We start from the raw sequence: 23,372 nt of genomic DNA on the forward strand, positions 1-23,372 counted from the left end.
TTCTGCCTTATTTTTTCATTCCGTATCCTCAACGGATGGATACTTCCGTCACAGGTTGTTCCTTTACGGTATCCAACGGTACCGCTCTGTATTTGACACGCTGGAAATCAATCTTATTCAAGTCAATGCTGCGGATAGATGCATTGTACATCGTGCGGAAATAAATCATCCGATGGCGCATGTCCGTAGCCGAAGTCCACTGGGTAGCACTCGGAATATTGGCCGGAATCTTTCCTCCCTGAAACTCAATACCTACCGGAATATCAAAATTGTTCAGAATCTGAAATCCCTGAAGCACCGTCTGATGAGCATTTTCCTGCTGGGGAGCCGTAGTCTGATAAAAAGCAGCCCGCACGAAACGGGAAGGAGGCGTCACATCGCCCGGCATTCCCAGGAAACCACTTCCTGCCCCAAAAGAGCGCAAGGTAAGCTTACCGAATTCCTGAGGCTGTGCACTGCCGGCATAGAGATTCACATAATTGTTCAAGTTGGTCAGCTGCCACTCAAAACCCGGAGAGTTGGTCAATACACCCAATTCGTTTTCATAGAAATGCAGCTGCCCGTCCACAATCTCCAACACCACCTGGCGTCCAGATACATCGGCAAACCGCCAGTGTACAGTGGACGCACGCGGATCAATAGCCACCACATGAACTTGTTTCAAACTTTCCTTCACCTCGTCCACGGTCTGGCAATTGCCCAACACCCAGGCTACCAGCTGCAAATCGGCAATGGAAGAAGATTTCCACTCAGCTTTATAAGCCTCATACTGACCATAGTTCGGGAAATAAAACAAACCGGCAGAAAGTCCTTTCTCATTCAGCCCTTCGGCTACAAATTCCTTCTGCTCCACCGAAAGACCTACATATCCGTATTTTGCCGTAAATTTCATGCCATCCTGTCCACCAGGCACATACGACTGCGTGGTATAGCCACGCGGAACCACCACATAGCAACTGTTCAAATCACTTCCGCCCCATTCAATGGTACGGGCCAGAATACGCGTACTGTCTTTTGCCGTCAAAGTAATGCCGGTACAAGCCTGCGAAGGCTGCGACTGAAAGACGGCCGCTGCGGCCATCAATCCCAAAAGCATAGATTTGTAATTCATCATTCACTCAATTTTAGTGTACAACAAAAAAATAACTTGTATTGTTTCGGCTGAACGTTTTTTACTACTTTTGTTCTCTGAAAGCTTTTTCCAAAGATAGAAAATTTTCCACTAAAAACATGATTATTTTTCAATATGATGCCACATTCGAAGGTCTACTCACTGCCTTGTTCGATGCCTATTTCCGGAGGACCTTCCCCGACCTCCTGCTTGCAGAAAAGGAGCCACTGCCTCTTTTCTATGACGAATGTCATCGGGTAGTGACCGACATGACCAAAGCGGAACGGGTGTGGAAACTGCTGTCACGGAAACTTTCCCGGAGTGCTCTTTCCTGCCTCACTTATTGCTGGCTTTCTGAAACGACAGAAGCTCCGATGCTGCTTTTCCGCTACCTACGGAAAGTAACAGATGCACCAGCTTCCATTGAACAGAATTTTGCCGACCCGGATGTACTCGGAGTATATCAGTTAAGTAAGAAAGTGGCAGGCGAACGGATGCGGGTACTTCAATTCATGCGTTTCCAGAAAACGGCCGACCAGACTTATTTCGGTATCATGGAACCGATATACAATGTATATCCGCTGACCATCCAGCACTTTCAGAACCGTTTTGCCGACCAATCATGGCTGATTTACGATGCCCGCCGCCGGTATGGATACTATTACGACCTGAAAGCGGTGAATGAAATTACATTTGAAGATTCACAAGCCGATTTTTTGCGCCACGGCAAGCTGCAGGATGAACTCCTCGATAAAAACGAAAAACTTTTCCAAGAGGGATGGAAAAGCTATTTTCACAGTGTATGCATCCAGTCCCGGCTCAACCCTGCAAAGCACAAAAAGGATATGCCGGTCCGTTTTTGGAAATACCTTACAGAAAAAGATTAGGCAAACGGGAATAAATCGTCCGGATAGCCGATATCGACCAAGAAAAGGGCATGTCCCGGTACCGACGTGCCGGCACTGCAACGGTTTTTCTCTTCAATCACTTTCCGGAACCCCTCGACCGAGAGTTTTCCGCGTCCCACTTCCACCAATGTTCCCACAATGGCCCGCACCATGTTCCTCAAAAAGCGGTCGGCCTGAATGGTAAACACCCATTCCGTATCGCTTACCTGGTCCCAATGCGCCTGCATAATCTTGCAGTTGTTAGTCTTGACATCCGTGTGCAACTTGCTGAAACTGGTGAAGTCCGTATAGTCGAACAACGTCCGGGCCGCTTCGTTCATCTTCTCGAAATCCAGCGGCTGGAACAACCTCCAGCAATAAGCACGATTGAAGGGGTTCTTCTGCGTAGTGACATAATACTTATACGTGCGATAGGTTGCGTCAAAACGAGCATGTGCATCCTGATTTACTCTTCTGACGCGATACACCGAGATGTCCGGCGGCAACAAGCGGTTCAACTTATCCGTCACTACCGCCTCATCCAGCATTCTTTCCACGTCAAAATGCGCCACCATCAGACGGGCATGCACTCCAGCATCCGTACGCCCGGCACCGACCACTTCAATGGCATCATCCCGCAAAAAGGTATGCAAAGCCTTCATCAGCGTTTCCTGCACACTACTTCCATTCGGCTGTATCTGCCAGCCATGGTAATTGGTTCCGTCGTAGGCCAAATAAATGAAATACCTGAACATCACACTCTGATTTATCGGGCAGTAATATGAAAACACCCTTGTTTCAACTCATATTTCACGTAACAGCGGTCGGCTTTGCGAAGGTCGCGCAGCACTTCCGACAACACCAGTTTCAAGGTATCTGCACTTACATCCTGCATGGGACGACCGTCGGGGTCTTCCACTTTTTCAAAACGCTTCCAGCTCACATCGAATGTAGTCCCGTAAAAATGGCAGGAATTCAGTGAAGCATTACCATTCGTACGGCGCAGACGCTTCACATCGTCTTTTGTACGTGTCACGGAAGTCACAATCACTTTATTGGGGTTCAAGCCTTTGTTCTCCAATGAATCCAAGAAATTAACCCCAATCGTATCCAGCAAGGCACTGGCCTGAGGCACCAGATAAGGAATGGAATGTGTCAGTGAATCCAGTCCGTAACGCTCACAAGCCGCAATCTCCACCAGACGGTCTTTCATTTCTTCCGCTTCTTCACGGGTACTGATGGGACGGATTCCGATTTTTTTCGCTGTAGCCAGCTGCACATCGTTCAAATCGCCGAACGAACGCTTGTAACTGATCACTCCCCGGATATTACGCGGATTATTCATTTTCATCGACATATCTTTCTCCTTGCATCCAGCCAAGCACATTCCAGCCAGCAAGGCCCCCGCAAGACACGACTTGAGTAATAGCTTCATTTCTTCCTTATCCTTTTTAATTCGCGACAAAGATAACACAAAAAACCTATAAACCTACATTATTACTTTTAGTTATCACACATAAAAAAAGGTGAATAGGACATTCCACCAAAAACACCTATCTTTGCGCCGAATTCAAGAAAACAATTATTCTATACACATAAAAACAAGTCTATATGTTTGAAAAAGGAAACAGAGCCAATACCTTACACGGTATTCTTTTGATTGCACTATTCTCTTTTGCGGCATTCTACATTGCCGAAATTCCCTTTGTCAAAAGCCTCTCGTTCAGTCCGCTGATTGTCGGTATCATTTTGGGTATGCTGTATGCCAACAGCTTGCGCAACAAACTCCCTGAAACATGGGTCCCCGGTATCAAATTCTGTACCAAGCAAATTCTGCGGGCCGGTATCGTACTCTACGGATTCCGTCTGACACTGACACAGGTCGCAGCCGTAGGACTTCCGGCGGTCATTGTAGATACCGTCATCGTAGCAGGTACCATCTTCTTAGGTGTATGGCTGGGAAAAATGATGAAAATGGACAAGGATACTTCGCTCATGACCGCTACGGGTAGTGCCATTTGTGGAGCGGCAGCCGTATTGGGTGCTGAACCGGTGGTAAAATGTGAAGGACATAAAACGGCCATTGCCGTATCCACCGTCGTCATCTTCGGTACCATCTCCATGTTCCTCTATCCCATCATGTACCGTGCCGGATTGCTGGATGCACTGGGCAATACGGGAGTAGCCATCTACACCGGAAGTACTCTGCATGAAGTAGCTCACGTGGCAGGTGCTGGAAACGCTATGGACCCAACCGACACTTTGGGAATCGCCGGAACAGCCACCATTACCAAAATGATTCGTGTGATGATGCTGGCTCCGGTACTGGTCATCATGAGCTTCGCTCTGGCAGGCAGAAAGAAAACCAATGCAGAAGGAAAGGCCGAAAAGAGCAAGATTACCATTCCTTGGTTTGCCTTCGGATTCATCGGCATCATCTGTGTGAACTCCCTGCTGCAATACCTGACCGGGGCTGAAACAGTAAAGGATATTCCATTAAATGGGGCCATTGAATACATTGATACCTTCATGCTGACCATGGCCATGACAGCACTGGGTACAGATACCAGTCTGGAGAAATTCAAGCAGGCCGGAGCCAAACCGTTCCTGCTGGCAGGATTGCTCTACATCTGGTTACTGGTAGGCGGTTACCTGCTGACACAGTACATCACTCCGATGTTCGCGTAAACTTCAGACTTACACCACATACAATAAAAAGAATGGAGGCAATCCTTACGGTTACCTCCATTTTTTATTACTCCACTATTTATTACGATATTGTTTGGGCGACATACCCGTATAGCGCTTGAAATACTTCCCGAAAAAGGAAATATCTGAAAAATTCAACGAATAAGCGATTTCCTGTACGGTCATATCCGTGGAACGAAGTTTGGCCTGCGCATCGCGTATGATAAAGGAAGAAAGAATATCGGTCAGTGTTTTCCCTGTCACTTTCTTCACCGTCGTACTCAAATGCTGAGGAGACAAATGCAATTTCTCGGCATAAAAAGACACATTGCGCTCTGTCTTGTAATACTGCACAATAATTCGAACCAGCTCCTTCACAATCTCTTGGTTACGATTATACCTCGGTGAATCATCCTCTCCTCTCTTCTTATATACCCCGCCCAATGCCAGCAGAAGCTGCGTATAAATCAGACCAACCTGCATATCCGTCATCTCCTCCTGTATTTTCTGACGGCGAATCAACAGACGAAGACTGTCACGGAACAGTTCAAATTTTTCTTTTTGCATTTCTATTACCGGACGTTCAAATATATAAGGAGTATATTCCACCGTATAAGAAAACAATTTAGCTCCTTCTATCAGTTTTCTGGAAAAAGCCACAAATATGAACCGGCAATCCGTGCTTTGTTCTTCAATTTGGAAAAAAACACCCGGAAACAAAATGGCCAGCGCTCCTTCCTTCATTTCATAATGCGTCAAGTGAATCTTCACCCGACAACTTCCCCTCAGACACAAAAGAAAAAGACATCCCGGAAAAGGAGCAGAAACCTGAAACAACTGTCTGAAGCCGCCCGTCATGTCTATACCCGCTATCATATTCTGATCTTCAGGCAACAAATCAAGCTTTTCCAATTTTTTCATTCTATCACTCTTTTATTCAAGGCAAATATAGAAGTTCTACCAATAGATTCCAACACAAAGGGAGATACAATGCGTTAAAAAGAAAAAAAGAAAAGCCGGACAAATTCCGGCTTTTTATTAATCTTTTATTTCTTCAATCGGGACTATGTCTTCAATTTGGCTTTTTTTCCTGCGGAAACGTATCAATCGGAAAAGGTCCATCAGGGCATATACAATGGACGATACCCCCAACACGATAAACGGAATTTCTGCAGTTTCAAACGGATTAAATAAAACCGTAATGCCTGCAGCCAAGACCAATACTGGCACCACATATACACCAAACGGCACCGGCATGAATGAACGAGCTGCAATCAGATTGGCCAGCTGACTAATTCCTCCCAACACCAACAATACACCGAGTACATACATCAGTACGCCTACAAAGAAAGCAGGCATGAGAATAAGCCATATTCCCAAAAGAGCACTCCCCAATGCCACAATCGGGAACATCGGACGAGGCGCTTCTATCTTTCTCCGATTCAACACTGCCAAGTAGGTGAACAACCCAATCAGACCAGGAAGCAGAAACAAGACTCCAATGGTTATCACCAAGTAATTCACCGCCACATCAGGCCATGCCACAAGCAGGACTCCGAGAATCAATGCACAAATGGAACCGACAAAGGCATAATTCAAAGATTTCATACGTTCATTTGTTTAAAATTCATTACTCAAAGGTAGTGAAAAAGTATCAATCTACAAATAAATCGTTCAAAAGGATAATCCATAGACTATCCCGCATAACTATGCATGCCTCCTAACACATAATTCACTCCAAAAAACGTCATCAATACCGTAGAAAAAGCCAAAATCAAATATAAATGAAAGACACCGGGACGTTGAAACAAAGGAAAACTCTTCCAATGAAAAGCTGCTCCGTAAACCAGAAAAGTAATTAAAGCCCACACCTCTTTCGGGTCCCATGTCCAATAACTCCCCCAGGAAACATTGGCCCAGACAGCCCCAATAAAAATACCTACACCCAACAACAGCACCGCAGGATAAAGCAGCAATCGGCAACATAAAGTAAGACGTTCCATCTGAACCACCTGTTTCCGCACCACAAGAGCCAAGATACTGCACAAACAAATAAAGGCAAACAATGCATACGAAATCATGATAAGGGACACATGGATACTCAACCAAGGAGAAAGCAACACTGGCATCAATGGGGTAATCTGCGGATTCTTTTCTCCCAACCAGGCAACCAACAATACCCATCCGGACAGCAACAGCCCTGACGGCAGAAGCAATACCAAACGACGTTGCCAGATACAAGCACCCAACAGCAGACAACCGGCTAGAAAAAGCATCGTCTCCGGCCCATTTCCGAGCGGGATACGATCTCCAATATACCATCGAAGTAAATAAGCCCCCCAGTTTATCAGACACGATGTCCAAAGCCCAACCTTCAACACAACATAAACCCAATTTCGCCTATAGCCGCCTTGAGGAGCTACCACATAAAAACGTAACCACCAGAAAAAGCCAACAAATCCCAGAAAAAGGTTGCATATAAACAAGATTTTGGAAAAAGGAATCGCATTGTAGCACAATTCTGCTTGAACCCGAAGAGATGACAATGGCTCTACACTTCCATCAGTCGGCAAAGGTCGGATAAGCGTACCCTTTCTCAACATCAAGACCATACCCACTTTTTCATCCAGTTCCCGTATCTCTTTCTCCAATTTCTCCGCCTGATGCTGTTCCAGCCATCCTTTGAAAAGCCCACTCTGTCTTTTTCTCTGCCATTCATTCCACACTTTTTCCAAACGATAACTCTTTCCGTCGAATAAATCCACCAAGGCCACATGATCAGACTTCAACTTTAACATCTGACGAAGATTTTCACTCTTCACGTAAAACATTGGTTCATGCTGCCATTCTTCAGGATATAGTAACCAGCTTGCTACGACCTGTTCCGGAGTCAAGCCTTGGTAGGAGGAACTCCCACATAACTTCAACGTAAAATCACGGGCCAAAGTATTAAACGGTACCACCCGATCCTGATAAATGACTTGACGTGTTTTCAGCTTTTCCGCATCCTGGCGTGCCAACACACGCACAGGCTGAGCCTGCAGAGCTGGTAATGATATCCCCCATAGCACACAAATCAAGCCTACCTTTCTCCAAATCGGATGATGCAGCAAGTTCCCAAAAGTCTCCCTCCGACTCACCAGCAAACAGACTGCAGAAAAAAGCAAACATACATATCCTGCATAGGTCACAGCAATGCCCCAAGGATCATAATTGACACTCAACCAGCTACCAGACCAATCTGTATCGAAAGACGACTGATAGAAACGATAACCGTCTACTGAAAGAATATGATTCATTGAAATGACTTCCTTACGTTCTTCTCCCTTCACTCGGCAGGTCACATAACTTAAATAATCCATCGGAGCTTCCGTACCTGGATAATATGCCACCCTAAAACTGTCCAGACGAATATGAAAAGGTATTTCCCGTGAAACCTGATCAGAAGTGGCCACAAACAAATTGGTCTCCTTTCCTCGTTCAAGATGTACATACCCTTTCTCTCCTGTCAAAAAGGTAAGCAAGGCCCCTCCCAGTATGACTAGGAGGGAGCCATGCCACCACACAACGGAGAAACGCATTCCCATCCGGTACTTTCCCAGCACCCGCAACAGGATACAAGCCAACGTTCCCCACAAGCTACAAAACCAAAAAGAACGATAAATATGAGTTTCCACAAAAGAAGTTCCATATACTTGCTCCAGCAAAGTGGCTGTAACCAACACTACAATCAGGGTTACATAAAGAAAGATTCCAGCTATTTTCCATCCACGTGCTTCCATAGATCTCAAAAATCAGGATAAAGCGTGTTTTTCTGTGCCTTTGTACCCATGCATTCCATTTCAATAAGCCAACCCGGACGGCAAACCGGAGCCAGCAGAATCACTTTCGGAATTTCTGGAAAACGCTGGTCGAACATCTCACGTACCGTCACATAATCTGCCCCATCACGTAGATATACCAACATTTGTCCGACATCCTCAAACGACATCTCTGCCTCTCCAAGCAAGGCCTCCACATTTTGCCACATCCGTTCAGTCTGCCGGCGAATATCACCTGGATAAACAATATCTCCATTCCGATCAATACTGGCTGTACCAGAGATGAAAACCTGACGACGATCCCCATAATCCACATAGGTTCCACGTTCAAAGCTCACTCCATACTCATAAGTCGGATTCAAGTAATCGCGTGCATATAAATAGTGTATTTGTTCCCGACAAAGCCCCAATACGGCATACGTATCCATCTGCACCAAAACTCCAGCATCAGCATGACGTCCACAAATACCGGTGCTTGCAATATAATGTGTCTGTGGAGTAAGCCCCTGAGTGACAAAGACCTCATTACGGGCCTTTACTACCCCGGCATAATTCACATCGATATTTTGCACGAAAAACCAAGTCCGAATACAATTATCAGCCAAATGTCCTCCCCGTGCAATCAGCTGTAGAATATAATCATTCAGCAACAAGCGGGTCTGATACTCCGAATTAGCCGCACGATTGCAAGCAGTTCCGCCCCATAAATGACGGTAACTGCCATGGGAAACTTCAAACAAGCCGTTTTCAAGAGAACCACTTTGCATCTCCGATTGCAAATATACCCACATGGCAATCTTACTGCCATCCAAAGGCGGCTGCTCTACTATGGAGCAGGCACAAGTTGCACTCTCGGGTACTTGTGCTGCCAGCCAGTCGGCCTGATTAGCCGCATCACTCAAAAAATAACGCTTGAACACGGCAACTGCTCCCTTCAATTCGTTTTCCAACAAAGCATAATATGTATCGAGTACCGCATCCAATTGTTCTTTATATGTCAAGGAAGGCAGGATGACATGAATCATGACTTGATATTCTTTCACCCCTTCCTCTTGTTTAAAACATGAAATTTCGACTAAAGTCTTTTCTTGTAACTTGTGAATTCGTTGTTGTTTGTGGCTCATAATCAATCTAATTTATTTATCAAGGCTTTGCGCCTCCTGTTATCCAGTCGTCTATCAAATTTAATAATACAGGTTCTGCTGAAAGAATATCCTGATGGTCGTGGTGTACATGCCCATTCTCGTTCAACACCAGGTGTAGAAAACTATGCTCAGCGCCTTCCGGCTCTACCCTCTTCCAGCCTGGCTGTACAGAAGAGAACACGTCTACCAGTTGCCCGTAACTTTTTCCTTCGGTCAAAAACAGACCGGCAGCCGCCGATGTACTTCCTCCGTGACAGTTTACACACCGAGAATCGAACACATGCTCCTGAATGGCTTGAAACATGCCTACCGACTGCTCACCCACCTCCAGACGGATGGTATCTGCCGTCACTTCCGAACAGTCTACCTTGACAAAAGTAACGACCCGCTCGCGGATACGGTTGATGACACACAATTCGACCTGTGTCACCTCATCCGTCACTCCTGACATGACAACCTGAATCGTCCCATCCTCTTCTGCTTGTGAAGGCATCACATTGGCAGAAGTCAAGGCATATTCACTTTTTGCATCAAAACCTGCCACTGCCACCGTATAGCCTGAAGGCCAGCTTTCGATGCCGGATACCTTTCCGATAAACTTCACCGTACGTCCTCCTTCCGCTGCTACAGAAACGGTATCATAGATTCGTCCCTCATCACAAGCAGTCAGCCATCCGGAAACAGCTGCCAAAAGTATCCATAGAAACGTATTTTTTTTCATACCCGTTTCCTTTCCTTAGAATGTGTACTGAAGCAGTACCGTAGCGCTATGGGTAGCAATTCCCAAATCGTCATTATCGCGGTCCAACTGTGTATCGTGTCCCCAGCGTCCCACAAACTGGTACATGGCCTGCAATTTCAGGTTACATCCCCTGAAAAAATAGTTCACTCCTACTGCCGGCATATTCATAAATCCGTTTGTATCCATCCCGTTACGATTGAAGAAATCATAGCGAGCCGTAGCCTGCAAACGGGATGTCACAAAATAACCTCCCTGCACATATCCTCCCAGGTAATGATAAGCCTCATCAATTTTCTGCCGCTCGGTAAAACCAACACGCATATAATACAACTCCGCACCCAGATAGAGTTTTCTTTTCAACATGGCAAATTCTAACCCGGCACGATAATCGTTCGTACTCTCATTCTCACTTTCTACGTTCAACGAAGTAGATACACCCAACATCAGCTTATCTTCTTTCAAGCGATTGGGATTACCTTGCGTAGAAGGCATCACCCCTTTCGGCATATAAGTAAACCGTCCGGCATACAGCAAGGAAGGAATGTGCCAATCATCACTGAATGTCTTCCCTGCCGTATTGACCGATATACCCGTTCCATTAAAAAGTCCAACTTCATACCCAAATCTGTCTGCTAACAAACCGTGGACTTCTACCCCCAAATCGAATCCCGTACCAATATTAGGAGTCACGGCATTCAACGAATAAGGCAAGATCACAGAGGAGGTCAACGAGAGCGGCAGAGAAGGCATCAATGTTTCTCCTAAAGTAGTCAGATAACCGTGTGAAAAAGGTGTCTTGAATTTTCCGACACGGATAGAAAACTGTTTCTTCAATTCCACATCAAACCATGCCTGCTGCAACAAAGCTGCCCCTGTAGCTGCCGCATTAAGTGAAAGATTGAAAGATACCTTTCCAAATGCCTTTCCTGTAAATCCCAACACCGCATAGGGAATGGCAAATCCAGAATTGGCCACATTATCCTGATTATATGCCTTATCAAGCCCTTCATCGTCATACCAGTTGAAGTTTGCACTGGTCTGTACCAGCAGATAGGGTTTGAACACAAAGTCGCCCTTTTTCGAAGTGATGGTAAACCCCTCTCTTCCGGCAAGCGACACAATACCGTTTTCCGTATCCTCTTCATGCTGTGCCAGAACCGTCAGTGGCATCATGACAGCCAGACACATCGCAATCATTATTCTTTTCATAAATCGTTCGTTTCAGTTCTAAAAATTAAAGTGAATTCAAAAACGCTATCAACGCATCACGGTCTTCCTTACTCATACGCTTAAACAGATTTTTCGAAGCTTCTGCCTCTCCTCCGTGCCACATGATGGCTTCCACCAGGTTACGGGCACGCCCGTCGTGCAGGAAATACGTATGCCCATTCACCACTTCCTGCAAACCAATGCCCCACAAAGGAGTCGTACGCCATTCATTGCCCCGGGCCAGTCCGCTCACATAATTGTCGTTAAGCCCTACACCCATGATTTCCGACCCCATATCGTGCAGCAGAAAATCAGAATATGGATGAATGGTCTGGTTACCCAACCACGGCAACTCTGTACCATTCAGCAAAGTAGCTCCTCTTGCCTTTGTGTGCAAAGTAGTGACATGACAAAGGTGACATTTTGCCTCATAGAATTTCTGCTCACCTTTCTGTACCTGCGCATCGTTCACATTCCGACGGGCCGGAACCCCCAGACAATGCATGTACAGGTCCACATCTTCCATATCCTCCGTCGACACATCCAACTGGTCGTACGAGAGCCCCATCATGCTTCCCTGATCCATCTGTATCTGTCCTTCACAGATTTCTTCCGGATAACGGCTGTTAGTCACTCCCATGTCACTGGAAAATCCCAATTCCACCGTCAGGTCGGCATGCTGTGCCTTGTTGCCAGAAAGTCCCAAACGGGTCACGCCGCGCTCACTGACATAATTACACCGTCCACTAATACCGTATTCCGGATAATTGCTTTTGGCAGCCAAGGCTTCAATCTCCGTCTGGTCGAGTGCCATCATCTGCCCCATCCCAACATGGCGCAACGGAATGCGGACAGAACAGAACAAATCTTCCGGACGAATGCTGTCGGCATACCATTCTGTTATGGTATAAGTCGGCTTGCAAAGCTCATACGTTTCTCCATCAGGAAATTCAAAGGTCTGATAATCATATTTCACCGAAAGTTTTCCTTCCGGTTCAACCCCGTAAATGGCCTGGTCATGCAACACACGCCCATAGTTCTGGAACAAAGCTCCGTTCTTTCGAGTAATATACACCAACATAGAAGAAAAACCGTAATTTCCCGAACCACCTTCGCTCCATAATGTCGGTTTGGTACGTCCCGCATTCCGGTGACAACTTCCACAAGAATACCCGGCATAAACCGGTCCCAGTCCACCGTCCTGATTGCTGCTGGTACGTACATCGTCATACAATCCATCACCGTCATTAAAACGGGTACTATAAATTCCCGAAACCCATGGAGCTTCAAAGTCGTATGCTTTCGACGAGGCCAAAAAATTGGTGGCAGTACCGGCGGACAACGCATATCCCTCCGGTACTTCCACATATTGCTGGTCAATGCCTTCCTTGTGACACCCCCACAAAGCGACAGGCAAAAAACCATAGAATACAAACTTCAAAATCCTCCTCATTCTTCTTTCATTTAATTATAGCCAAGTTTCAATCCACCGAACGAGCCTGTCCGTCTTTGAACAACAGAAATTCCAGTGTATGGAAACCTCGTACATTCTGTGCCGCCGAAATACTTTCACTATCTTCCGAATAGTCGCCGCTCCATTCCATCTGACTGTAATCTCCCGAATTCAAGATATTTACGATGGCTGCCTGGTCAAGCGGCCAGCTGTCCATGTTCGGATCCAGTCCCTGGTCGGCTACAGGACCAAACAAAAACGCCTCACTCATTTCCCAAGGCTCACGGGCTGTAATCCAAGCATCACACGCATCCTTAAATGCCTGATTGGTCGGATTGGCAGCCAACGCATTCACTTTTTCATACAACGTTCCTACCTTAGTCTTCAAATCAGCATAAGTAGGCAACACCACCACATCTACATAATTCGCTACCACCGGACTCAATACACTTTCAGATAATGCATCGCAAGCTGGCTTCAACTGATTTTTCAGCAATACACTCAACTCACTGCAAGCTTCCTGTGCAGCCAGACTCTGTTCACTATTGATATGATTACGGAAAGGCTGAGGTATGGCCAGAATTTTATCGTAAGCATTTTTGATAGCTGTCAAGGTATTGTCGGCCAGTTCCTGTTGGCCGTTGTTTACCAACGCTGTGTACAACGATTTTCCAGCCACCTGACTCTTATCGATTGTAGCCCCACTAATCAACGACTCGCTACGTACCCCGCAAAACGCATTGCAAATGGATACGATGTTATTGGAATAATCCTCACGTGAATGCCAGCTGTACCACGACTCTACGGCATAAAGTGCTTCGGTCACGTTCCCTGCCTGATATTTGGAATAAGGGTCTCCGATTTTTGTCTCTCCTACTTCATTGGCGATGTCCACACAACCATCTATCACCTGCTGCACGCACGAACCTGCACTGTTGAACGGAGCACCGTGATTTTTAAAAGTCGTGGCATAACTTTCCCCACCTTTATAGGACACCGCCCAATAATCATACAAATCGGAAGCATCCTTACGGAGCAGAGTCACTACAGCTTTCATATAATTATTCCAACTGGCAGCATTTTCCGATGTATAATCTATATTGGCTGCATCAACCGGTTCTGGCTGAGGAGCATCATTGTTACTGCACGCGGTTGAAGCAAAAGCCAAGCCTACCGCAAAGGCTGCGGCATAAAAGAAATTCTTTTTCATATTCATAATCATTTTTAGGATTTAACAGATTCATTTCTTGAAGAACCAGCCTACGTATGCCAGTCCGATGGAAAACTCATTTTCGCTGGTATAAGGGCCTGTACCAAACATCTTTCCTGTACCAATCTGACGAGTGGTATAGTCTGCCTTTACCACCAGATTCGGCAACGCAAACCAATTCAGTCCAGCCACCCACATGCTCACTTTGTTACGTAAGTCCATAGTTTGTCCCGCTTCTCCCTTCTCCTGTGGATTATAGTATTCATAGCGGACAAACGGATAAATTACAGGAACTTTGGAATTGTGATTGAAAATGGAACGCAGATTAACACCTACTTCTCCGGCATAACTGGCCGCATTTTTTGCCACTGGCACCACCCGACTGTAGGAAGCATTGTTAGACAGGCGGACATTCTTACTACTGATAAACTTGGAATTCGTCAAATTTCCATACACCACATTGGCACGCAGCGTCACGTAATCATTCTTATACTGCAAGTCGCCCGAATAAATTCGCAGTGGTGCCTTCCGGCCTTCATAAAAATCTGGTTTATCGGAATTGCCGGCAGTATTGGCACAATAATAAAAAGAACCTCCCACACGCAGTCCCGGCACTCCCCGATAGTCCAATCGAACCACATAACCGGGAGAATTGAAGTTATCTTCTTCAAAAATACCTTGCTTGCCACTACCAACCCATGTATTCCGGTCGAAACCATTCGCATTCAAACCCGCTACGACCAGCACCTGATAATCAAATGTAGTATATCCCTTTCCCAACGTACCGAAAAACTCAATCCCTGTTTCATGCCACGTAGAAGGAAGAATTGTCGTCTCTCCTTCCGGACGCACTGTTCCAAAAAAATTAATAGGCTCATGATGTGCATTGGTAAGCCCTACTGGTACTATGATATGCCCAGCCCGTACGTTGAAAGCCGGATGAATCAGACGGGTAATATGGAACTGTTCCAAGGCTACTTCTCCTCCTTTTTCCATTTCAGTTTCATACTCCCCGTTTTCTGAGTTTTCGAGTTCCATAGCCGTACCTACTCCTCCGGATTCAAATTCTATCTCCGCTCCCAAAATCCATTTAGGAGTAAACTTATAATCAAAAGCCAAAACAAAGCGTGGGATGGAAATCGTATTCCGATGATCACGGGTATTCCCATCCGGATTTCCATAATAACGATTAATACCATAATCCTTGAAACTGGCCACAGCCTCTCCATACCCTCCCACACGAAAGCGGGTATATCCGTCTTTGTCCGCACATTGCTTCTGTACCGCTGTTTTCACATTTTCTCCAGCTACCTGCACCGAATCAACTTCACTAGCTGAAGCAGCTCCCGCAACACAACAAAGAGCAGTAAAAAATAAACTAACTTTTTTTTTCATTTCTCTGCGATTTTGAACATCGCAAAGGTAAACTACCCCAAAAAGCCTATCAATACCTAAAAATTACGAAAAATAGAAAACAAAACCTACTCATTTCTCAGTATATATCCAATTTAAATTGCCTATAAATATGGAGACCTATACACAACTGATTTATAAAAACATAGAATAAATTGAAAGATAATCATCCTTTCAAACTTCTCCTTATAATTCTCCATCATATACCTAAAAGAGACTAATCCCAATATACCAGTCCAGCCCCAATCTATTAGACATTTCACTTAGACAAAGAAACCAATTTACTCCGGCATGAACGTGACAAAATATTTTCATAAAGGGCTTTGAAGAAATGAATGAAACAAAATGAAATCACCTTCGACCAATCCGCACAAAAAGAACGTTGTTGCAAATTAAACTGCCCCCAAAAGTTAAATACAAAACTTTTTGGGGGCAGCTCAAAACAAAATCGAAATGGCCTCTAGTTTTCAAGACAGATACAACGAAAACCAATCGGTAATTGCTCAATTATCTATGGTGTATTCTTCAATGTCACGAATAGCCTCTTTCGCTTTACGACGCACATGAACACAATGCAGAATTCCTCCCACAGCTCCCAATACGAAACCGACACTACCCCCATAGCATATCATTTCACCTCCCGCTTTCGGATAGCTTTCAAACATAAACCATACAATCCAACACAAAGCAAACGGAATACCGAAATAAAGCCATCTTAGATTCAGCCGGTTCATCCGTACCAACGCTTTGCTGATATCCAACAAATTGCCCGTTGAAATGCAATCAATACTTACGCCCTTATGGCTATATCGCTGATAAATTCCGGCTATAACCAGAAACACAGAAGTAAAGGCACAGAAAATCCAGGAATATCCCATTAGCAAAAAAGATGTATTGCAATACACTAAAGCAAAAACTATCAGAAAATAGATAAACCTTTTCTTCCGATTAATATAGGCAATCTTGTCTTGCGTAGAATTTTTGAGCAACTTTTCACTAACGATGATTTCTTTAGCCAGCTTGTCCTTCAGCAACTGAATCTGTTGCTTCATCTCGTCTAATTCAAATTTATCTGCATAATTTTCCATGATAGCACATTTTAATGGTTAGACATTTTTTTCAACTCCTCCTTGATACGATACAAACGTACAGATACATTTTTGGTCGAAATCCCGACAATAGCACCAATTTCTTCATAGCTCATATTTTCCAGCCACAACAAGACGATGGCCCGATCAAAAGGGTTCAACCGATGAATGCGGTCATAGAGCAGACGAATCTGCTTGGAATTTTCATCTTTATCTTCAAAAAGATTGATATCCATGGTCAAAGGCACCACAGCCCGCCGCTTCTTTTTCCGCTCGCATGAGATGCAAGTATTGAAACTCACCTTCCATATCCACGTGTTGACGTTACTAAGATTATTGAAGGAATCATATCCCTTCCAAAGATTAATAAGCACCTCCTGAAAAAGATCGCTTACTTCATCGGCATCTTTCGAGAACATAAAACACACCGTATAAATGGTACTCTTATGTTCTTTGACCATTTGCGCAAATGCAGTATCCAATGTTTTCATATCGTATGAATTTGTTTTTTACCATTAGACGCTCAGCCTATCAGAAAAACTACACAAAAGTAGAAACTTTTTTAAAGAAGGAATCAATCGAGTTATCCTATATCTTATCTTCGTTTTTTCTACGACTTCTCTCAATTTTACAAAAATAAACTTCGAATTTACCTCGTCACGAACGTGTCGAGGCCTCAGCACGAACGTGACGACATCTCGACACGAACGTGACGAGCTCTCCGCACCTTCGTGTCAAGGTATTTTCATAAAGAGGCTTTGCAAGAATGAATGAAACGCTTTGCCAAAAAGAGCGAAACAAAAGGAATTTACTCCAAACAAAAAAGAGGGACACACTCTAAAAATGCATCCCTCTTTTTTGTGCTATAATGATTATTTAAATCAAGAATCCCAGCAAGATACCGGCAGCTACTGCCGAACCGATGACACCGGCCACATTCGGACCCATGGCGTGCATCAGCAGGTAGTTACTCGGGTCGTATTCCAATCCTACCACTTGCGAGATACGGGCAGAATCGGGTACCGCAGACACACCGGCATTACCGATAAGCGGATTGATTTTATCGTTCTTGGGAAGAATCAGGTTGAATATCTTCACGAAAATCACACCGGAAGCGGTTGCAATCACGAATGACAAGGCACCCAGACCGAAAATCTTCAGAGAGTCCACGGTCAGGAACTCAGAAGCCTGCGTGGAAGCTCCCACGGTAAGTCCCAACAGAATGGTGATGGTATCAATCAGCGGACCACGGGCAGTTTCAGCCAGACGACGAGTCACACCACTTTCCTTCAACAGGTTACCGAAAAACAGCATACCTAACAAAGGCAGACCGGATGGCACCAGGAAGCAAGTCAGCAACAAGCCCACAATCGGGAACATCACCTTTTCCGTATGAGATACGGCACGCGGCGCTTTCATGCGAATCAGCCGTTCCTTCTTGGTGGTGAGCAGACGCATGATAGGCGGCTGTATCACCGGCACAAGGGCCATATAGGAATAGGCCGACACGGCAATGGCTCCCATCAGGTTAGGTGCCAACTTGGACGAAAGGAAGATAGCCGTCGGACCGTCGGCACCTCCAATGATACCGATGGCTCCTGCCTGCATCGGGTCGAATCCCCAGGCAAGGGCAATCATATAAGCTCCAAAGATACCGAACTGTGCCGCCGCCCCAATCAACATCAGCTTCGGATTGGATATCAGGGCCGAAAAGTCGGTCATAGCCCCGATACCCAGGAAGATGAGGGGCGGATACCAGCCGGAAGTCACTCCTTGGTATAAAATGTTCAATACGGAACCCTCCTCGTAAAGCCCGACTTTCAGGCCGGCCTCCATGTTGAAGGGAATGTTACCAATCAAGATACCGAAGCCGATGGGAATCAGCAACATCGGCTCAAACTCTTTTGCCACAGCCAGATAAATGAAGAAGATACCGACCAGAATCATCACCACATGCTGGATGGTGGCGTTATGAAAGCCGGTATAGGTCCAGAAATCGGCCAGGTTATTCTGTAAAAAACTAACAAATTCTCCCATAACTATTCAATGATTATCAGGTCTGTACCTTCGAGTATTGATTCGCCCTTGCTCACCTTGATGGCGGTCACCTTACCGTCACGGTCGGCTTTGATGTCGTTTTCCATCTTCATGGCTTCAAGCACAAGCAGTGTCTGTCCGCGTTTCACGGCATCTCCTTCTTTCACCTTGATTTCCAGAATGACACCCGGAAGCGGAGACTTGATACCCGACTTGCTGCCTACCGTAACCGGACGACTTACAGCGGGAGGAGGAGCGGCCGGAGTGGTAGCAGCCGTACGGACTACCGGCTTGATTTTCGGACCCGCCTTTTTCTCCAATTCCACGGTATAGGCCGTTCCGTTCACTTCTACATGCACATTGTTGTCTTCTATGTCTCCCACGGTCACCTTGTAAAGATTTCCGTTGATTTTATATTTGTATTCTTTCATGGTTATCTTGTTCTTTAAGGGTTATTTCTTATGAGGAGTTTCACGCAAGGTGTAAATCTTGGAACTCCAGGGTGAATAGCTTCGTTTCACACGACTGATGGTCAGGATGGTTTCCTCCACATCGTGGTCGGCTCCCTGGGCTTCATGCAAAGCCATGGAAATGGCGGCAATCACTTCACCCGGTGCTTCACCTAACTTACGTTCCTTAGCTTCCTGCTTGTCGGTCACATTCTGGGCCTTCATGGCATTGCGTTTACGCAACTTGACGGCCAGTTTGCCTACAAACTTGAAACACAAGTACAGCAAAATCAATCCGCAGAACACCACGCTCATGGCCGAAATCGCCATACCGATGCCTACCGGGTCATGCTGTTCAAATTTTTCCATCTTCGGATTGCTCTCAATGGTCTGGTTGTTGGTGCTCGGAGTCACATATTTATCCTCACTACCCCCTTTTACTTCCCATTCCGCAGAACCATCACCTACCCGGGCATACGACTGGTCGGCCTGGAGTATCCCGGCCGGAACGACTACCTGATCCAACAGTTTCTTGCCTGAATCGTACAAGCCAATCCAGTTGTCTTGTGTCTTGCTCAACACAAAATTGGTATGGAAGGTGCCTCTTCTCGGAGCTCCGTCGGCCCAGAACAGGGCATGCTGACGAGGCTTCAGCAAGGTCAGCACATCGCCTTTCGGAATAAAATAAGAGATTGTGTCACCTGGCTGACTGCTCACCCTCAGGTAGCATCCGGCCAAGTCGGCACTGCTGTAGGCTCTATTGAATATTTCCACCCAGCTGCTGTGTACGCCATAGTCGTCCTGAAAGTTGGTTTCATTATCCACCAGTACCTCATTGATGAGCAACTTGGAAGTGGTGTTCTGCTCCTTACAGGATGAGAAACCCACCAGCAGCAACAAGGCCAGAAATATTCCGCTTTTATGTATTTTCATCATTATCGTCAGTTTTTAGTTACTATTACAAAGGAATATTACCGTGTTTCTTGGCCGGATTGGTCAGTTTCTTGGTCTGCAACTGCTGCAAGGCACGAATAATACGGAAACGGGTATTGCGCGGTTCGATGACATCGTCAATGTAACCGTATTTGGCTGCATTATACGGGTTGGCAAACAGCTTAGTATATTCGGCTTCCTTCTCTGCCATGAAGGCTTTCGGGTCGGGAGCATCCTTGGCTTCCTTGGCATACAGTACTTCTACGGCACCGGCACCTCCCATTACAGCAATTTCGGCAGTAGGCCATGCATAGTTCATGTCGCCCCTCAACTGCTTGCAGCTCATCACGATATGAGAACCTCCATATGATTTGCGAAGGGTAACCGTAACTTTCGGTACGGTAGCTTCTCCATACGCATACAACAGTTTGGCTCCGTGCAGAATGACGGCATTGTATTCCTGTCCTGTACCCGGCAGGAATCCCGGTACATCGACCAACGATACAATCGGAATATTGAAGGCATCACAAAAACGTACGAAACGGGCAGCTTTGCGGGAAGCGTTGCAATCAAGCACTCCGGCCAGGAACTTCGGCTGGTTGGCTACAATACCGACCGACTGTCCGTTGAAACGGGCAAAACCGATGATGATGTTCTTGGCAAAATCGCGCTGCACTTCGAGGAATTCCCCATTATCGACAATGGCCCCGATAACCTCATACATATCATAAGCCTTGTTCGGACTGTCCGGGATAATTTCGTTGAGCGAATCTTCCAAACGGTCAATCGGGTCCATACAGTCCACATAAGGCGGTTCTTCCAAGTTGTTCTGCGGAATGTAGCTCAACAGCTTACGAATCAAAGCCAATCCTTCTTCTTCGGTCGATGCCGTGAAATGTGTGACGCCAGAACGAGTGGAATGCACACTGGCACCTCCCAAATCTTCCTGTGACACATCCTCTCCAGTCACCGTCTTGACTACCTTCGGTCCGGTGAGGAACATATACGAAGTACCTTCCATCATCAAGGTGAAATCGGTCAAGGCCGGAGAATATACTGCACCACCGGCACACGGTCCGAAGATACCGGAAATCTGTGGAATCACTCCCGAAGCCAGGATGTTACGCTGGAAAATCTCCGCATAACCGGCCAGGGCATTGATACCTTCCTGGATACGGGCACCACCGGAATCGTTCAACCCGATGCAAGGTGCGCCCATCTTCATGGCCATATCCATTACCTTACAAATTTTCAATGACATGGTTTCGGACAACGAACCGGCAGAAACCGTAAAATCCTGGGCAAAAACATAAACCAGACGGCCTTCGATTGTTCCGTAACCGGTCACGACGCCGTCTCCCAAATAATGCTTCTTGTCCATTCCGAAATTTGTACAGCGGTGCTGCACGAACATGTCCATCTCTTCAAAGCTGCCTTCATCCAGCAGCATGGCTATACGTTCACGTGCAGTGTACTTTCCTTTATCGTGTTGCTTGTCGATGGCTTTCGTGCCTCCTCCCAGACGAGCCTGCGCACGAAGCTCTATCAGTTCTTTTACTTTTTCAAGTTGGTTACTCATGGTATTAGAAATTATATGGATAAAATAAAAAAAGAGGTTTCTTCCGGATTATTTTTCACAAAGTTCGGTCAGCACGCCCATCGTAGATTTCGGATGCAGGAAAGCAATGTGCAAACCTTCTGCCCCTTTACGGGGAGCTTTGTCAATCAGACGGATACCGGCTTCTTCTGCCTGTGCTAAGGCATTAGCCACTCCATCTTCTACCGCAAACGCCACGTGATGCACGCCCATTCCGCGGTTTTCAATAAATTTAGCGATGGTACTGTCGGGACCCGTCGGTTCCAATAATTCAATTTTTGTATCACCACATTTCAAGAAAGCAGTCTTTACCTTCTGGTCTTCTACGGTTTCTATGTTATAGCATTTCAATCCGAGGACGTTTTCGTAATAAGGAAGGGCTTCTTCAATGCTTTTGACTGCGATGCCCAAATGTTCAATGTGAGAGATTTTCATAATGGAATTGTTTTTTATGGGTATTAATTTAAAGTTGTGTTTCGACTACACACAGACAAAGAAAAGAAAATTGCGGTGAAAAACGAAACTTTTTGACGATTTTTTCAAAGAATACCTGTTGTTTATGTGCGTACTAAGCCATTTTTTGCTTTCTTCCTCAAAGCTATACATAAATTTTGGTGAGCAACCCGTTCAACCAGCGCCACCGCACATGGAACCAACGGCGACTACTCATCTGCTTTCCGCCAAAACGCAGAATGAAATCGCGATAACCGTATTTTTTGAAAGGCAGACCGGCGTCGATAAACTCAAAATGGTCGCATCCATGGGAACGGGCATACAAAATGGCACCCCACACGGCCAGCACTCCCGGATATTGCAAGGGGTAGCTTTTCCGCATACCACCCGAAAACAGCAAATAGGCATCCCGTCCTGAAAACAGGCAGACAGAACCTCCAATGATTTTTTCCTTGTAACGTACGATAAAAATTTTACCGCATTGAGAAGAATGTTCCAACAAGGTACTGAAGAAACCGATGTCGGGCAAATACCGGTGAATCTTGGGAGAATAGTAACGCTTGAGCATATTGAAAAAGACCTGCACTTCTTCTTTCGTATGGGCTACATCGATGACAGCTCCGTTCTTCAAGCCGTGACTGATTTGCTTTTTCCGTGAGGCGCTCATCCACTTGTCCAACGAATCATGATGGAGCGAATTGCGTACCCGCAACCAACGGATGGGGAAATAGCCGTTCTGACGGAAATAACGATAACCAAACAAAGGTTCCTCCAAATTACGGAACTCCAGCACAAACGCTTTTTCGGTAAACTGAAGAGTGAAATAAGATAAAAGTTCCCGGAAAATCTCTTCCTTCCGATAAGAAGAGGAAAAATATTCACCGACTCCATAGGCATAGGCTTTCTGTATGAAACCCAACAGCCGCGTACTGCGACGCAAAATACACAACAACTTGCCGATGGGTGTATCGCCTTCGTAAGCGACCAGCAACAGCGGACAATATCCTTTCGTCTGTTCCAGCACATGAAACAGTTCAGTAGAATGAAAGATGTTGGAACCCGGTAATTCGGGTACATCCTTAGCGTGATAATATGTAGCTAAACGGATGCTCATGTCATGCAAATTTACATTTTTT

22 protein-coding genes are annotated in these 23,372 nt (G+C 45.7%); 2 read left to right on the forward strand and 20 right to left on the reverse strand.

The features are described from left to right. Positions 1-28: 28 nt before the first annotated feature. A complete protein-coding gene (locus RDP42_RS06035) occupies positions 29-1,111 on the reverse strand; it encodes a linear amide C-N hydrolase (protein ID WP_374046930.1) in 1,083 nt (360 codons plus the stop codon). 119 nt (positions 1,112-1,230) lie between these two features. Between RDP42_RS06035 and RDP42_RS06040 the strand changes: the two genes are divergently transcribed. Next, positions 1,231-1,998: a TIGR03915 family putative DNA repair protein gene (locus RDP42_RS06040; RefSeq protein ID WP_308762954.1), complete on the forward strand. Its 768-nt coding sequence runs from the start codon at positions 1,231-1,233 to the stop codon at positions 1,996-1,998. On the opposite strand, the gene truA is transcribed toward RDP42_RS06040, so the two are convergent. Together truA and RDP42_RS06050 are read right to left on the reverse strand one after the other, a co-directional pair. Further along, positions 1,995-2,753, reverse strand: a complete 759-nt coding sequence (gene truA, locus RDP42_RS06045; RefSeq protein ID WP_308762955.1) for a tRNA pseudouridine(38-40) synthase TruA — start codon at positions 2,751-2,753, stop codon at positions 1,995-1,997. The two genes, RDP42_RS06040 and truA, sit on opposite strands and share 4 nt — an antisense overlap. 11 nt (positions 2,754-2,764) lie before the next feature. Beyond that, on the reverse strand, positions 2,765-3,433 hold the full coding sequence (locus RDP42_RS06050; RefSeq protein ID WP_308762956.1) for a DUF5715 family protein: 669 nt from the start codon (positions 3,431-3,433) through the stop codon (positions 2,765-2,767). 176 nt (positions 3,434-3,609) lie between these two features. Between RDP42_RS06050 and RDP42_RS06055 the strand changes: the two genes are divergently transcribed. Beyond that, complete coding sequence (locus RDP42_RS06055; RefSeq protein ID WP_022353408.1) at positions 3,610-4,686, forward strand: YeiH family protein; 1,077 nt, start codon at positions 3,610-3,612, stop codon at positions 4,684-4,686. Positions 4,687-4,761: 75 nt separating this feature from the next. Here RDP42_RS06055 and RDP42_RS06060 read toward each other — a convergent pair whose 3' ends face one another. The 17 genes from RDP42_RS06060 to RDP42_RS06140 all read right to left on the reverse strand — a co-directional run bounded on the left by RDP42_RS06060 (position 4,762) and on the right by RDP42_RS06140 (position 23,350). Then, positions 4,762-5,607: a helix-turn-helix domain-containing protein gene (locus tag RDP42_RS06060; protein WP_308762957.1), complete on the reverse strand. Its 846-nt coding sequence runs from the start codon at positions 5,605-5,607 to the stop codon at positions 4,762-4,764. A gap of 117 nt (positions 5,608-5,724) precedes the next feature. Next, positions 5,725-6,294, reverse strand: coding sequence for a DUF308 domain-containing protein (locus RDP42_RS06065; RefSeq protein WP_308762958.1), 570 nt, complete (start codon positions 6,292-6,294; stop codon positions 5,725-5,727). A gap of 86 nt (positions 6,295-6,380) precedes the next feature. After that, positions 6,381-8,468, reverse strand: a complete 2,088-nt coding sequence (gene ccsA, locus RDP42_RS06070; RefSeq protein WP_308762959.1) for a cytochrome c biogenesis protein CcsA — start codon at positions 8,466-8,468, stop codon at positions 6,381-6,383. 5 nt (positions 8,469-8,473) lie between these two features. Continuing rightward, entirely contained in the window at positions 8,474-9,631 is a 1,158-nt protein-coding gene (locus RDP42_RS06075; protein WP_308762960.1) for a Rid family hydrolase, read from the reverse strand. Positions 9,632-9,650: 19 nt separating this feature from the next. Beyond that, complete coding sequence (locus RDP42_RS06080) at positions 9,651-10,373, reverse strand: hypothetical protein (RefSeq protein ID WP_308762961.1); 723 nt, start codon at positions 10,371-10,373, stop codon at positions 9,651-9,653. Between the two features lie 15 nt (positions 10,374-10,388). Then, positions 10,389-11,603 (reverse strand): porin, encoded by a 1,215-nt coding sequence (locus RDP42_RS06085; RefSeq protein ID WP_308762962.1) that lies wholly within the window; start codon positions 11,601-11,603, stop codon positions 10,389-10,391. A 25-nt stretch (positions 11,604-11,628) separates the two neighbouring features. Further along, a complete protein-coding gene (locus RDP42_RS06090; RefSeq protein WP_308762963.1) occupies positions 11,629-13,056 on the reverse strand; it encodes a di-heme oxidoredictase family protein in 1,428 nt (475 codons plus the stop codon). Between the two features lie 28 nt (positions 13,057-13,084). Continuing rightward, a complete protein-coding gene (locus RDP42_RS06095; protein ID WP_308762964.1) occupies positions 13,085-14,266 on the reverse strand; it encodes an imelysin family protein in 1,182 nt (393 codons plus the stop codon). Positions 14,267-14,296: 30 nt separating this feature from the next. Then, positions 14,297-15,661, reverse strand: a complete 1,365-nt coding sequence (locus RDP42_RS06100; protein ID WP_308762965.1) for a hypothetical protein — start codon at positions 15,659-15,661, stop codon at positions 14,297-14,299. A 521-nt stretch (positions 15,662-16,182) separates the two neighbouring features. Further along, positions 16,183-16,767: a hypothetical protein gene (locus tag RDP42_RS06105; protein WP_308762966.1), complete on the reverse strand. Its 585-nt coding sequence runs from the start codon at positions 16,765-16,767 to the stop codon at positions 16,183-16,185. Positions 16,768-16,778: 11 nt separating this feature from the next. Continuing rightward, the gene (locus RDP42_RS06110; protein WP_308762967.1) at positions 16,779-17,258 is read right to left on the reverse strand and encodes a sigma-70 family RNA polymerase sigma factor; all 480 of its coding nucleotides are present in this window, start codon (positions 17,256-17,258) and stop codon (positions 16,779-16,781) included. Positions 17,259-17,643: 385 nt separating this feature from the next. Beyond that, positions 17,644-18,804: a sodium ion-translocating decarboxylase subunit beta gene (locus RDP42_RS06115; protein ID WP_308762968.1), complete on the reverse strand. Its 1,161-nt coding sequence runs from the start codon at positions 18,802-18,804 to the stop codon at positions 17,644-17,646. A gap of 2 nt (positions 18,805-18,806) precedes the next feature. After that, entirely contained in the window at positions 18,807-19,235 is a 429-nt protein-coding gene (locus RDP42_RS06120; RefSeq protein ID WP_308762969.1) for a biotin/lipoyl-containing protein, read from the reverse strand. A 21-nt stretch (positions 19,236-19,256) separates the two neighbouring features. Next, positions 19,257-20,186: an OadG family transporter subunit gene (locus tag RDP42_RS06125; RefSeq protein WP_308762981.1), complete on the reverse strand. Its 930-nt coding sequence runs from the start codon at positions 20,184-20,186 to the stop codon at positions 19,257-19,259. Between the two features lie 25 nt (positions 20,187-20,211). After that, positions 20,212-21,765 carry an acyl-CoA carboxylase subunit beta gene (locus RDP42_RS06130; protein ID WP_022353413.1) on the reverse strand — a complete coding sequence of 518 codons (1,554 nt, stop codon included), beginning with the start codon at positions 21,763-21,765 and terminating at the stop codon, positions 20,212-20,214. Positions 21,766-21,813: 48 nt separating this feature from the next. After that, positions 21,814-22,218 (reverse strand): methylmalonyl-CoA epimerase, encoded by a 405-nt coding sequence (gene mce / locus RDP42_RS06135; protein ID WP_148329358.1) that lies wholly within the window; start codon positions 22,216-22,218, stop codon positions 21,814-21,816. A gap of 163 nt (positions 22,219-22,381) precedes the next feature. Further along, on the reverse strand, positions 22,382-23,350 hold the full coding sequence (locus RDP42_RS06140) for a GNAT family N-acetyltransferase (RefSeq protein ID WP_308762970.1): 969 nt from the start codon (positions 23,348-23,350) through the stop codon (positions 22,382-22,384). Positions 23,351-23,372 lie beyond the last annotated feature (22 nt).

Source organism: uncultured Bacteroides sp., from assembly GCF_902472605.1.
Taxonomy (GTDB): Bacteria; Bacteroidota; Bacteroidia; order Bacteroidales; family Bacteroidaceae; genus Phocaeicola.